The following is a 13,874-nucleotide window of genomic DNA, read 5'->3' as shown; positions in this document are numbered from 1 at the left end:
GGAATGATCATGGAATTCAAACAGGAATGGTTAGAGGGCGTTATACGCGCTCAGCAAAAAGCACATGCACCGTACTCAAACTTTAAAGTTGGTGCTTATTTAATTGCGAAAGATGGAAAAGCATTTGATGGTTGTAACGTAGAGAATGCTGCATATGGTGATTGTATCTGCGCCGAGCGTACAGCACTTGTTTCAGCGATAGCAGATGGTTATAAGCCAGGTGACTTTGAAGTGTTAGTCATTACAACGGATACAGATACACCATCATCGCCATGTGGTTCATGCCGACAAGTGATCAAGGAATTATGTGATGATGATATGCCGGTATTTTTAACGAATGTTAAAGGTGATGTTATCGCACGTACTGTTGATGATTTATTGCCGCTCGGTTTCTCAGGAAAGGATTTGAAATAATGTCAAATGAATTTAAGTCAGGGTTTGTTGCGATTATCGGACGCCCGAATGTAGGTAAATCTACATTTATGAATAAAGTACTCGGTCAGAAAGTTGCGATTATGTCAGATAAAGCACAGACGACACGAAATAAAGTACAAGGTGTTTTAACGACAGAACAATCACAAATCATCTTTATCGATACACCAGGAATCCATAAACCGAAACATATGCTTGGCGACTATATGATGAAGGTTGCCAAAAACACGTTACGTGAAGTTGATGCGATTATGTTTATGGTAAATGTCGAAGAAAGCATTGGCCGTGGAGATGAGTTTATTATTGAACTGCTTAAGAACAATCGTACGCCAATCTTTTTAGTGCTGAATAAAATTGATAAAATACACCCAGACGAGCTGATTAAAGAAATTGAGAAGTATAAGGACTTATTACCATTTGCAGAAATCGTGCCAATTTCAGCTTTGCAAGGTAACAATGTCGATCATCTCGTTCAAGTAATTGAAGGGTATATGCCGGAAGGTCCGATGTATTATCCGAAAGACCAGATTTCAGATCACCCGGAAGAGTTTATCGTTGCAGAACTTATTCGTGAAAAAGCACTGCATTTAACGAGTCAGGAAATACCGCACGCAATCGGTGTTCAAGTTGAGAAGGTGGTGAAGGAATCTGAAGAACGTGTGCATATCGAAGCGACAATTTATATAGAGCGCGAATCTCAAAAAGGTATCATTATCGGTAAACAAGGATCGATGTTAAAGAAAATTGGTCAGATGGCACGTAAAGATATCGAAATGTTATTAGGTTCTAAAGTGTATCTGGAGTTATGGGTGAAAGTTCAGAAAGACTGGAGAAATAAACCGAACTTCATAAGACAGATTGGCTATAGAGAAGACGAGTATTAATGCTTAAAAAAGCTGTAGGTATCGTCATTAGACGCGTCGCTTATGGTGATAATCATTTGATTATCACCTTTTTGAATGAAGCGGGTGTTAAAGTTGCTTTAATGGCAAGGAACGCACGAAAATCAACGAAGTATGGTGCGGGATTAGATTTGTTTTATGAGAATTTGTTTATTTTCTCCCAGTTTAAAGGTATGGGGACGTTATCTTCAGTAGATACGATTAATAGTCATTATGCAATACGTGAAGACATTTATAAGTTAACATATGCACAATATACAGTAGAACTTATCGACCGTGCGCTTGAAGATGGTGAGTCTAATCCATATGCGTACAAATTACTGAAATCAGCATTATCACATATGAATGATAGTGATAATGCAAGGATTATTGCACTGTTGATCAGCGTAAAATGCATGCCGCTATATGGTTATGTACCAAACTTCAAATACAGTACTTTCGATGGTAATATGACGCATAAAGATTTTACTGCATATTCCTTTAAGTTTAATAGTGTAGTAACGAAAGAAGCGTTAATAGATGATCCGCATGCAATCCGTATGTCGAATAAAAGTTTATATTTACTTTATATGATGAGTGAAGTACCGATCGAAAATTTAAGTTCGATTAATATTGATGGTGTTTTAATTGACGAGATGGAATCATTAATCTTTAAAATGTATGATGAGTTTATCGGTGTATATATTAAATCCCGTAAAATAATGGAGCAGATGAGAAGGCTGGATCAAACAAAAAAATAAAATCGAGTTCATATCAATGAACTCGATTTTATTATATTAAAATTTAATTTTTTCATCTAAAAAGGCTTTTACTTCACTAATTGGCATACGAACTTGTTCCATCGTGTCACGGTCACGAACTGTTACTTGGTTGTCCTCTAATGAATCAAAGTCAAATGTAATACAGAATGGAGTACCAATTTCATCTTGTCTTCTGTAACGTTTACCAATTGACTGACTTTCATCAAAATCAATCGCAAAGTCAGCACTTAATGCTTCATAAACTTTCATTGCATCTGGTGATAACTTTTTGCTTAATGGTAGGATTGCAGCTTTATAAGGTGCAAGTGCCGGGTGGAAACGCATAACCGTACGAGAATCTCCGCCTTCAAGCGTTTCTTCTTCATACGCATCACATAAAAATGCTAATGTAACACGGTCAGCACCAAGTGAAGGTTCGATACAGTATGGTACGTATTTCTCGTTCGTTTCCTGATCATGATAGCTGAAGTCATCTCCGCTTGCTGTCATATGTGCTTTTAAGTCAAAGTCTGTACGGCTCGCAATTCCCCATAATTCACCCCAGCCAAATGGGAATTTATATTCAATGTCAGTCGTTGCGTTAGAGTAGTGAGATAACTCGTCTTCATCATGATCACGCAGTTTTGTGTTTTCTTCTTTAATACCTAAATCTTTTAACCATTTAGCAGCAAAGTTTTTCCAGTATTCCTGCCATTCAATTTCTGTCCCTGGTTTACAGAAGAATTCTAATTCCATCTGTTCGAATTCACGCGTTCTGAAGATGAAGTTACCTGGTGTGATTTCGTTACGGAATGATTTACCAACTTGTGCGATACCGAACGGGAGTTTCTTACGCATTGAACGCTGAACATTTTTATAGTTTACAAAAATACCTTGTGCTGTTTCAGGACGCAGGAAAATTTCATTCGTAGACGACTCAGTAACACCTTGGAACGTTTTAAACATTAAGTTGAATTGACGAATTTCAGTCCAGTTTGCTGTTCCTGAAACAGGGCATACGATACCTTTTTCATCGATGAACTTTTTCATTTCATCAAAGCTCATACCATCAGCGATAAAGTGCTCATCACCTTGAGCATGCATATAATCTTCAATTAATTTATCAGCGCGGTAACGAATTTTAGAATCCTTATTATCAATCATAGGGTCATTAAAGTTAGATAAGTGACCACTTGCCTCCCAAGTTTTTGGGTTCATCAGAATCGCAGCATCAAGACCTACGTTATAAGGTGATTGCTGAACAAACTTTTGCCACCATGCACGTTTCACGTTGTTTTTAAGTTCTACACCTAATGGACCGTAATCCCAAGTATTTGCAAGTCCACCGTAAATTTCACTCCCAGGAAAGACAAATCCTCTGTGTTTTGCAAGATTAACAATTGTTTCCATGTTTTTTTCTGCCATAATATGACCTCCTATTAATTTAGAGTAAACAAAAAAGTCCCAAGGCTATTAAGCCTTGGGACGAGTATATAAACCCGCGGTTCCACCCAAATTAGTGTTTACTCACTTTTATAAATGTTAAGTTGTGATACTGCGCCAATTGTTTTGTTAAGCTCACACCAACCTTAACTCGCTTAAAATGAATATATCATCTTTTATAGAAAGACTCAAGTTGTTAGTCATGTTATTTGTAAAAAGTGTTGTGGATAGGTATAATATAGTTATCAAATTATGCGTGTATGGGGTGATTCACATAGAACTGAACAAAAGACAAGAAAAGATAATACAAATTGTTAAAAATAACGGCCCCATTACTGGTGAGAAAATTGCAGAGAAATTAAATTTAACACGTGCGACATTAAGACCCGATTTAGCGATATTGACGATGGCTGGTTATCTTGATGCAAGGCCACGTGTTGGTTATTTTTATACGGGTAAATCAAGTACGCAGTTATTATCAGCATCTATTAAGAAATTTAAAGTGAAAGATTTTCAATCAATCCCAGTTGTGATTCATGAGGACATTTCCGCTTATGATGCAATTTGCACGATGTTTTTAGAAGATGTCGGCACTCTATTTGTAACAAATCATGATAATCATCTCGTAGGAGTTTGTTCTAGGAAGGATTTACTGCGCGCTTCAATGGGGAATCAGGAAATTCATAATTTACCTGTACATGTATTTATGTCGCGCATGCCGAATATTTCAGTATGTGTACAGGATGATTTACTGATTTATGCTGCGAACTTACTGATTGATAAACAGATTGATTCACTCCCTGTCGTACAAAAAGCAGGCGACCATTACGAAGTTACAGGACGCATAACGAAAACGACGATAACACGTGCGTTCGTATCATTAATTGAAGATGAATAGGAGCAAACTTATATGAAAGAAATTAGATTGATCATCGCATCAGATTCTGTAGGTGAGACTGCTGAACTCGTAACGAAAGCATGTATTTCTCAGTTTAATTTATTGAATAATGTTATTGATACAATTCGATTACCTTATATTGAAACTACAGAAAACATTGATGAAGTTATCAACCTTGCGAAAGAGCAGGAATCAATCGTAGTATACACATTAGTAAAACCGAATATTCGCAAATATATGTATGAGCAGCTGCAAGCAAACAATATTAAGAATGTAGATATTATGGGACCTTTAATGTCCTTGCTTGTAGAGACATTAGACGAACATCCATTAAATGAGCCTGGTATTGTACATAAGCTGGATGAAGATTACTTTAAGAAAATTGAAGCAATTGAATTTGCTGTTAAATATGACGATGGTAGAGATGTCAGAGGATTATCTAAAGCAGATATTATACTTATTGGTGTATCCAGAACTTCAAAAACACCTCTCAGTCAATATTTAGCGCATAAGCGTTACAAAGTAATGAATGTACCGCTCGTACCAGAAGTAGACCCACCAGAGCAGTTGTTTGAGATTGATCCTGCAAAGTGCATCGCCCTTAAAATTGACCCGGCTAAACTTAATAAAATACGTGTTGAACGTCTTGCACAGCTTGGGCTTAAAAACGATGCAAATTATGCAAAGGATGACAGAATTCACGAAGAGCTTGCATATTTTAATAGGATAGTTGATCGCATCGGATGTCAGGTGATTGACGTATCGAATAAAGCAATAGAAGAAACGGCGAATGAAATTATAAAGATTATTTCCAAGAACGAACATTAAAGAGGTGCATAATTTGCATATAGATCCGGAATTAATTAATGAAATTCAGCAGAAAAATGATATTTTAGATGTTGTGAGTCAATATGTAAAATTAGAAAAGAGGGGACGAAACTATATTGGTTTATGTCCCTTTCATGATGAAAAGACCCCATCTTTCTCCGTTTCAGTAGAAAAACAGATTTGTCATTGTTTTGGCTGCAAGAAAGGTGGCAATGTGTTTCAGTTTTTAGAACAAATTGAGTCAATCAGCTTTGTAGAAGCGGTAAAAATACTGGGTGAACGTGCAGGGATTGAAGTTCAGACGCATGATGACACACCTAAAGCGGATAATACGCAGAGTAAAATGATAGAAATGCATGAAGCGATGGCGGGCTACTATCATTATGTGCTAAAAGCGATTGAGCAAGCAGAACCTGCACTGAAGTACTTACACTCTCGTGGATTTACGGACGAGCAAATTGCAAAGGAGCAAATTGGATACAGTCCGAACGTCTCAACCTTTACACGGGACTACTTAAAAAATAAAGGATATGACGAAGCACTGGCATATGATGCAGGGTTACTCAGTCGTAACGAAGAGACGTTTTCGTATTTTGACAGATTCAGAAACCGAATTATGTTCCCGATTAAAGATTTTAGAGGGAAAGTAATAGGGTTTTCGGCAAGAAGTATTGATGGAAGTGAACCGAAATATTTAAACAGTCCTGAGACACTTATATTCCAAAAAAGAAATGTCCTGTACCATATCGACGTCGCAAGAAAACCAATTCGTAATCAGGATGAAGTAATATTACTTGAAGGTTTCATGGATGTTTTAAAGCTGAATGAAATTGGTATTCAAAATGCAATTGCTACGATGGGGACAGCATTAAGTCGAGAGCATGTATTACAGCTTAAAAAGCTGGCAAGTAATATTACGCTCATGTACGACGGCGACCGTGCCGGAATAGATGCAACGTTGAAGATAGGTAAACAGTTAAATCAAGAAGGTATGAATGTATTTGTTGTTCCGATGAAACTAGGGTATGATCCAGATGAAATGATTACTGAACTTGGTGAAGACAAGTTTTTAACGTATTTAAATCATAATAAGTTAAATTATGTCAGCTTCTATATGCGTCATTTTATCGATGAAATTAAGAATAATGATTTAATGTATGAAAAACATTTGAATAACGTCATTCAAGATGCTAAACTTATGAATTCCGAGCATTTACAGAAAAAAGTATTGCACGAAATCACTGAATTGTTTAATGTAGACTTTGACAGTTTAAAATTCAAAGTACAAAAAGCGCCAAAAGCAAAGCATCATATCGTGACATACGAACAGGAGAAACTCTCACGTCAGTTAATGGCTGAGCGTACTGTATTAAAGTACTTTATGAATGATTACATGCTTTTTGATCAATTCAGTCGTCACATTGATACATCACAATTTACTTCATCAGCACATCAGATGATTTACGACGCGTTAAAAGGGTACTATATGAATGAGAAAGATTTTTCTATCAGTGCTTTTCTTTCACACGTCCCACATGACTGTCATGAAATTTGTTTGAAGCTGGATGATATGGTGGTTAATGATGAACCATCAGTCGAAGAAGTCAATGATTATATTTATGCATTTAAAGATGAACCACAACAATTAGAACAGCTACAAAATTTAAAAGCACAGCTCAGTGATGCTGTACGCGCGCAGAATCACGAAAAACGTGCACAAATAATGCGTGAAATTATTAATTTACAACGACAAAAGAAACAGTAGATTCCACAGGGGGTTATCCATTTATGGCCAAAAAAGAACTGAAAGCAAAAGATGAAGTATTACTGACAATTGACCAGGTAAAAGCACAGCTTATCGAAACAGGTAAGAAAAATGGTCATCTTAGTCATGAAGAAATTGCGGATAAATTACAAAACTTCGAGATGGATTCAGACCATATGGATGAATTTTTCGAAGCAATCGCAGAAAATGATATTACATTAATTAACGAAAAGGATGCACAAGACACCGACGACAAAATAAATCTTAATGATTTATCAGCACCACCAGGCGTTAAAATTAATGACCCTGTCCGTATGTACTTAAAGGAAATTGGTCGTGTAAATTTATTAAGTGCAGAAGAAGAGATTGAATTAGCGAAACGTATCGAACAAGGTGATGAAGAAGCAAAAGCACGTCTTGCAGAAGCGAATTTACGTCTTGTTGTAAGTATCGCTAAGCGATATGTGGGACGCGGTATGTTATTCCTTGACTTGATTCAGGAAGGGAATATGGGCCTTATTAAAGCGGTTGAGAAGTTTGATTTTACGAAAGGATTTAAGTTTTCAACGTATGCAACATGGTGGATTCGTCAGGCAATTACACGTGCAATTGCGGATCAGGCACGTACAATTCGTATTCCGGTACATATGGTGGAAACGATTAATAAGTTAATTCGTGTACAACGTCAGTTACTGCAGGATTTAGGCCGTGACCCTTCTCCAGAAGAAATCGGTGAAGAGATGGATTTACCAGCTGAGAAAGTAAGAGAAATCTTAAAGATTGCACAAGAACCTGTATCACTCGAAACGCCGATCGGTGAAGAGGATGACAGTCATTTAGGTGACTTTATCGAGGATCAGGATGCGCAAAGCCCGGCAGATCATGCAGCCTATGAGTTATTAAAGGAACAATTAGAAGATGTGCTGGACACGTTAACGGATAGAGAAGAAAACGTTCTTCGATTACGATTCGGACTTGATGACGGTAGAACACGTACGCTAGAAGAGGTCGGAAAAGTGTTCGGTGTTACGCGTGAACGTATTCGTCAAATTGAAGCGAAAGCGTTAAGAAAGTTAAGACATCCTTCAAGAAGTAAGCGCTTAAAAGATTTTATGGATTAATTAAATTAAATTGTGAAAAGTCTTTGACAATCCCGTTTTTTAATATAAAATAGATATGTATATGGTGAAATTAAAGGGAGGTAAATTGAATGAATCGTAATCCAGTGATACCGTTTATTCTTATCATGCTTATGGGTGTTGGTCTTATTTTCTTTATGTCAGCACACGGTGCAAACAAAGGTGAAGAAGAAGGAAAAGACGGTGCTAAAACTGAACAGAAGTTTGATGCAAAAACTTATGCTAAGGATAACTGTACATCATGTCACGGTCAAAACTTAGAAGGTGGTATGGGTCCTAAATTAGCGGGCATTTCTAAAGATGATGCTGCAGTTAAGAAAATTATCCGTGAAGGTAAAGGGGCAATGCCAGCGCATGATCAAGCATCTATTTCAGATAAAGATTTAGATACATTAGTGAAGTATCTTAAAGATGGCGCTAAATAATATTTTTCAATATGAGAGGATGGGACACGTTGTCTCATCCTTTTTAAATTGAATGGAATGAAAGGATTAACGTGATGATAAATAATAGATTATTGGCAGTAGCTTCATATATTAATCATGAGAAATTAGCAGATATCGGTTCAGATCATGCTTATTTACCGATTTATGCAATTGAACAACGTAAAGTAAAACGTGCTGTAGCAGGTGAAGTTGTACAAGGCCCTTATATGGCAGCTGTAGAAAATGTTAAGAAATATAATCTGGATAATAAAATTGACGTCAGACTAGGTAATGGTCTTGAAGTTATTGAACAAAATGAAGTAGACTGTATTACGATTTGTGGAATGGGTGGGCCTTTAATCAGCGAAATATTACATAATGGTCAAGACAAACTTACAAACTTTCCAACGCTTATACTACAAAGTAATATTCATACTGAAGCTGTCAGGAATAAACTTATCGCATTAGGGTATATGATAAAAGATGAAGTCATTATGAAAGAGCGTAAGCATGTATACGAAATCATCGTGGCAGAACGTAATGATACAGGTATAACTTATAATGACATCGAATTGAAGTTTGGACCGGTGTTATTAACTAAAAAGGACGAAGTGTTTTATGAGAAGTGGCTACGTGAATATCATCATCTTACAACAGTATATGATGCAATCAAATCGGAAGAAAAACACGTAGAAAAAGCAGCAGAGATATTAAATGATATTAATATATTACAGGAGGTCTTAAACATTGAACATTCGTGAATTAGAGCAGTTGATTCATAATGTAATACCGAAGCATACAGCGGAATCATGGGATAATGTAGGATTATTAATTGGTGATATGTCGACTGAAGTAACAGGTATTTTGACGACTCTGGACTGTACTGTAGAAGTGATTGATGAGGCGATTGAACAAGGAATCAACACAATAATTTGTCATCACCCATTAATTTTTAGCGGCATAAAACAAATAAATGCCGGAGGATATGGTAATGTTATACGTCATGCAATTAAGCATAATATTCAACTGATTGCGATGCATACAAATTTAGATAATTACAAATATGGTGTGAGTTATATGATCGGTAAACAAATTGGACTGAAAGCGCAGACCATTTTATTACGAGCATCGAGAAAGCTTTGCAAATTGCAGTTGTTTGTACCGAATGATTATACATCGCAGGTGAAGGATGCATTATCGCAAATCGGCGTTGGGCAAATTGGGGAATATGCACACTGTTTCTACACATCAGAAGGTACAGGAGAATTTATGCCGTCATCAAGCGCCAACCCGTTTGTAGGTAAGAATGGTGAAGTCCATTATGAAAAGGAAATGAAGGTTGAGTGTGTATTTGAGCCTCATTTAAAGCAGCAGGTCGAAAACGTCATTACAAATGTACATCCGTATGAAACGCCGGCATATGATATTTTTGAATATGATGTACCAGCAGAATATGGTACAGGGTCGATTGGAATCGTAGATCGTATGACAGTTCGTACGTTTGCACAACGCATAAAAGAAACACTCAATATTCCATCAGTAAAAGTTATAGGTGACTTAAGTGCTGAAGTTTCTTCAGTTTCTATAATTGGTGGTGCTGGAGTATCGTATATGGATCAAATTGCAGGACGTGCTGATGTGTTTTTAACAGGGGATATAAAGTATCATGAAGCTCATGATTTACTGATGAAAGGACAGATTGCTATTGATATCGGGCATTATAGTGAGTACGTAATGAAAGAAGGATTAAAGGCAATTATTCAAAACATGTTGCCAGAAATTAAAGTCATCGCTTCATCGACAAATACGAATCCGTTTAAAGAAGTATAAATAAAAAGATAGAGACTTTCGTCTCTATCTTTTTATCGATTAACAGCCGAAACGACTGAACACTTTTGCTCAAGCTTATAAATTTAATCCAATATTTTAACTGGTGTTGCATTTTTAATTTTAGGTAAAATCTTCTCAACTGGAACACCGGACTTCTCAGGGATAGGTGTAAGATTTAAAGGATCATAATTTTTAATGTAGTCTATTACTTCTTTAACAATCGGTGTCGGTGTAGATGCACCTGCAGTTACGGCAACTGTAGATACGCCTTCCAGCCATTCGAGTTTTAATTCACTAATATCTGAGATACGATATGCATTCGTATGTGCAATTTCTTTAGATACTTGTGCAAGTCGGTTCGAGTTGTTGCTTTTAGGGTCTCCAACTACAATGAGTACATCAGCGCCTGAAGCTTGATTTGCAACTGCTTCCTGACGCACTTGTGTTGCAAGACAAATTTCCTCGTGAACTTCTATATTTGGAAACTTCACTTTTAAATCATCCATTAAATGTTTTACATCCCACTGACTCATCGTCGTCTGATTTGTAACGATTAATTTCCTGTCATTTAATGCAGCGGGTAAATTATCAATATCCTGTTTATTTTCAACGAGGTGTACGATATCAGGTGCAACACCTACTGCTCCTTCAGGTTCTGGATGACCTTTCTTACCGATGTATACGACATGATAACCATCAGCTTTTTTACGGCGAATTAATGTATGTGTGTTTTCAACATCCGGACATGTTGCATCAATGCATACGAGACCTTTTTCTTTTGCGCGGCGTTTTACTTCAGGGCTGACACCGTGTGCCGTAAAGATAACCGTTCCAGATTCAATTTTTTCTAATATTTCAAGTCTGTTCGGGCCATCAAGCGTAATTATGCCATCACTCTCAAATGCATCTGTAACGTGTTTATTATGAACGATCATACCAAGTATATAAATAGGGCGTGGTAAATTCTTATCTAATGATGCATTGCGTGCAATAACCATTGCATCTACGACGCCATAACAATATCCACGTGGTGTAATTTTAATGATTTCCATAGTTGTGCCTCCAATTCTTGCATTCAGTACTTTCATCATACCATTTATAATATGCTTTTAAAAATGTTTACTTTCTTTTTAGTAATGTTTCCTATATAATACATTAGATGAAGAAAAAGAGGAGGATTATGATGGACAAACACCCATTTGAACATTTTGAACTTGCACCATATTTAATAGAAGCGGTGAAAGATCTTAATTTCAACCAGCCCACAGAAATCCAGAGAAGAGTTATTCCAAAATTAAAAAAAGATACACATTTAATCGGACAATCTCAAACTGGTACAGGTAAATCACATGCATTCCTGTTGCCGTTAATCAATAAAATTGACAAAGAATTAATTCAGCCACAAGTAATTATTTTAGCACCGACACGTGAACTTGCAAAACAGTTATACGATGCAAGTGAGCATTTAATTTCATTTGCAGAAGGTATTAAAGCGGGGCTTTATATCGGTGGTACTGATAAAAATAAAGATATTCAGAAATCTAAAGTACAGCCACAAATCGTAATCGGTACACCGAACCGTATTAAAGATTTAGCAGAGGAGAACGTTTTGCATATCCATTTAGCAAATGCAGTCGTTGTCGATGAAGCAGATTTAATGATTGATTTAGGATTTTTACCGACAGTTGATAAAATCGCAGCAAACGTGTCGCGTGAAGCACAAATTGCTGTATTCTCAGCGACAATTCCTAAAGCGTTACATCCATTCCTGAATAAGTATTTATCTAAACCGGAATTTATTGAAATTGAACCTGATCATAAAACGAATAAAAATATTACGTTCTATCTCGTTCCAACGAAAAGTAATGATAAAAAAGAAAAGTTATTAAGCGTAATGGAAACGTGTAATCCGTATTTAGGCATTATCTTTGCAAATAGTCGTGACCGTGCTGATGAACTAGCAGAGTTCCTGCAGGATCAAGGTATGAAAGTCGGAATTATTCACGGGGGACTTGCACCACGTGAACGTACGCAAATGATGAAGCGTATTAAAAACTTAGAATTTCAGTATGTCATTGCAAGTGACCTTGCGAGTCGTGGTATCGATATTGAAGGTGTCAGTCATGTCTTTAACTTTGATATTCCTAGAGATATTGATTTCTTTACACACCGAGTTGGCCGTACAGGTCGTGGTAATTACAAAGGAATAGCAATTACACTGTATACGCCTGAAGAAGAAGATCTAATCAACCAGATTGAGAAAAAAGGTTTCTCATTTATTCACTCAGATATTAAAAATGGAGAACTTGTTGAAATTAAAGACCGTACTGAGCGTAAATCTCGTCAGAAAAAAGAAGATAATATTGAGAAATCACTCGTTCACAAAGTGAAAAAGAAGAAAAAAGTAAAACCAGGCTATAAGAAAAAATTCAGATATGAACTGGATAAAATTAAGCGTAATGAGAAAAAAGCACACTCTAAACGCGTGAATAAGCAAAACAGAAAAGGTTAAGGTGAATTTTATGTTAATCGGATCTCATGTATCAATGAGTGGTAAAAAGATGTTGCTTCAAGCATCTGAAGAAGCAGCAAGTTATGGCGCTTCTACATTTATGATCTATACTGGTGCACCACAGAACACGCGTCGTAAAGCAATAGAAGAATTAAATATTGAAGCGGGACAGGCACATATGAAAGCGCATGGACTGTCTAATATCGTTGTTCATGCACCATATATTATTAATATTGCCAATACTGTTAAGCCAGAAGTCTTCGCTTTAGGTGTTGAGTTTCTGCAGAAGGAAATTGAAAGAACTGAGGCACTCGGTGCGAAAGATATCGTTTTACATCCTGGTGCTCATGTAGGTGCAGGTGAAGAAGCGGGAATTAAGAAGATTATTGAAGGTTTAAATGAAGTATTGACGAACAATAATGATGTGCGTATCGCACTTGAAACGATGGCCGGTAAAGGGTCAGAATGCGGAAAGTCTTTCGAAGAGCTTGCAGAAATCATTTCAGGAGTTACGCATAATGAACGTCTATCTGTATGTTTTGATACGTGTCATACACATGATGCCGGCTATGATATCGTCAATAATCTTGATGGTGTTTTAACTGATTTTGACAAAATTGTAGGACTGGAGCGAATAAAAGTACTTCATGTTAATGACAGTAAAAATGTCATGGGTGCTAGAAAAGACAGACATGAAAACTATGGTTTTGGTAATATTGGCTTTGATGCACTTACAAATATCGTCTATCATGAAGCATTCCAGAGTATTCCTAAAATTTTAGAAACACCATACGTTCAAGTTGGTGAAGATAAGAAAAATAAAAAGCCACCTTATAAATTTGAAATTAATATGATTAAAAGTAAAACTTTTGATCCTGAATTATTAGAGAAGATTAAATTGCAGTAGAATTTGACAATAAAAACAGGGATTAATCATAGATTAATGCTTGTTTTTATTTA

Annotated in this window: 14 protein-coding genes; 12 read left to right on the top strand and 2 right to left on the bottom strand. The window is 36.4% G+C overall.

All coding sequences use genetic code 11. The annotated features are described in order from the left end of the window. Window positions 1-9 precede the first annotated feature (9 nt). The 3 genes from cdd to recO are packed head-to-tail and all read left to right on the top strand — an operon-like array spanning window position 10 to window position 2,074. Complete coding sequence (gene cdd / locus LAU42_RS06530; RefSeq protein WP_224182834.1) at window positions 10-414, top strand: cytidine deaminase; 405 nt, start codon at window positions 10-12, stop codon at window positions 412-414. Beyond that, window positions 414-1,316 carry a GTPase Era gene (gene era / locus LAU42_RS06525; RefSeq protein WP_224182833.1) on the top strand — a complete coding sequence of 301 codons (903 nt, stop codon included), beginning with the start codon at window positions 414-416 and terminating at the stop codon, window positions 1,314-1,316. The genes cdd and era overlap by 1 nt, the downstream gene beginning before the upstream one ends. Continuing rightward, window positions 1,316-2,074, top strand: coding sequence for a DNA repair protein RecO (recO, locus tag LAU42_RS06520; protein WP_224182832.1), 759 nt, complete (start codon window positions 1,316-1,318; stop codon window positions 2,072-2,074). The genes era and recO overlap by 1 nt, the downstream gene beginning before the upstream one ends. 36 nt (window positions 2,075-2,110) lie before the next feature. Here the strand turns inward: recO and LAU42_RS06515 are convergent, their stop codons facing one another. Next, window positions 2,111-3,499 (bottom strand): glycine--tRNA ligase, encoded by a 1,389-nt coding sequence (locus LAU42_RS06515; RefSeq protein ID WP_224182831.1) that lies wholly within the window; start codon window positions 3,497-3,499, stop codon window positions 2,111-2,113. A gap of 283 nt (window positions 3,500-3,782) precedes the next feature. Here LAU42_RS06515 and ccpN point away from each other — a divergent pair, with 283 nt between their 5' ends. The 7 genes from ccpN to LAU42_RS06480 all read left to right on the top strand — a co-directional run bounded on the left by ccpN (window position 3,783) and on the right by LAU42_RS06480 (window position 10,402). Then, window positions 3,783-4,415: a transcriptional regulator CcpN gene (ccpN, locus tag LAU42_RS06510; RefSeq protein WP_224182830.1), complete on the top strand. Its 633-nt coding sequence runs from the start codon at window positions 3,783-3,785 to the stop codon at window positions 4,413-4,415. Window positions 4,416-4,427: 12 nt separating this feature from the next. Beyond that, entirely contained in the window at window positions 4,428-5,243 is an 816-nt protein-coding gene (locus tag LAU42_RS06505) for a pyruvate, water dikinase regulatory protein (RefSeq protein WP_224182829.1), read from the top strand. A 13-nt stretch (window positions 5,244-5,256) separates the two neighbouring features. Then, the gene (gene dnaG / locus LAU42_RS06500; RefSeq protein WP_224182828.1) at window positions 5,257-7,008 is read left to right on the top strand and encodes a DNA primase; all 1,752 of its coding nucleotides are present in this window, start codon (window positions 5,257-5,259) and stop codon (window positions 7,006-7,008) included. 23 nt (window positions 7,009-7,031) lie between these two features. Further along, complete coding sequence (rpoD, locus tag LAU42_RS06495) at window positions 7,032-8,129, top strand: RNA polymerase sigma factor RpoD (protein WP_224182827.1); 1,098 nt, start codon at window positions 7,032-7,034, stop codon at window positions 8,127-8,129. 89 nt (window positions 8,130-8,218) lie between these two features. Then, complete coding sequence (locus LAU42_RS06490) at window positions 8,219-8,572, top strand: c-type cytochrome (protein WP_224182826.1); 354 nt, start codon at window positions 8,219-8,221, stop codon at window positions 8,570-8,572. A 74-nt stretch (window positions 8,573-8,646) separates the two neighbouring features. After that, on the top strand, window positions 8,647-9,333 hold the full coding sequence (locus tag LAU42_RS06485) for a tRNA (adenine(22)-N(1))-methyltransferase (protein WP_224182825.1): 687 nt from the start codon (window positions 8,647-8,649) through the stop codon (window positions 9,331-9,333). Further along, complete coding sequence (locus LAU42_RS06480) at window positions 9,320-10,402, top strand: Nif3-like dinuclear metal center hexameric protein (protein ID WP_224182824.1); 1,083 nt, start codon at window positions 9,320-9,322, stop codon at window positions 10,400-10,402. Before LAU42_RS06485 ends, LAU42_RS06480 begins: the two co-directional genes overlap by 14 nt. Window positions 10,403-10,485: 83 nt before the next feature. Here the strand turns inward: LAU42_RS06480 and LAU42_RS06475 are convergent, their stop codons facing one another. Continuing rightward, window positions 10,486-11,454: a 4-hydroxy-3-methylbut-2-enyl diphosphate reductase gene (locus LAU42_RS06475; protein ID WP_224182823.1), complete on the bottom strand. Its 969-nt coding sequence runs from the start codon at window positions 11,452-11,454 to the stop codon at window positions 10,486-10,488. A 131-nt stretch (window positions 11,455-11,585) separates the two neighbouring features. On the opposite strand from LAU42_RS06475, the gene LAU42_RS06470 reads away from it, so the two are divergent. Both LAU42_RS06470 and LAU42_RS06465 read left to right on the top strand, forming a co-directional pair. After that, a complete protein-coding gene (locus LAU42_RS06470) occupies window positions 11,586-12,914 on the top strand; it encodes a DEAD/DEAH box helicase (RefSeq protein ID WP_224184764.1) in 1,329 nt (442 codons plus the stop codon). A 10-nt stretch (window positions 12,915-12,924) separates the two neighbouring features. Next, the gene (locus LAU42_RS06465; protein ID WP_224182822.1) at window positions 12,925-13,821 is read left to right on the top strand and encodes a deoxyribonuclease IV; all 897 of its coding nucleotides are present in this window, start codon (window positions 12,925-12,927) and stop codon (window positions 13,819-13,821) included. Window positions 13,822-13,874 lie beyond the last annotated feature (53 nt).

The organism is Macrococcus armenti, from assembly GCF_020097135.1.
Taxonomy (GTDB): domain Bacteria; phylum Bacillota; class Bacilli; order Staphylococcales; family Staphylococcaceae; genus Macrococcoides; species Macrococcoides armenti.
This window is presented reverse-complemented; position numbering and strand designations above follow the sequence as displayed.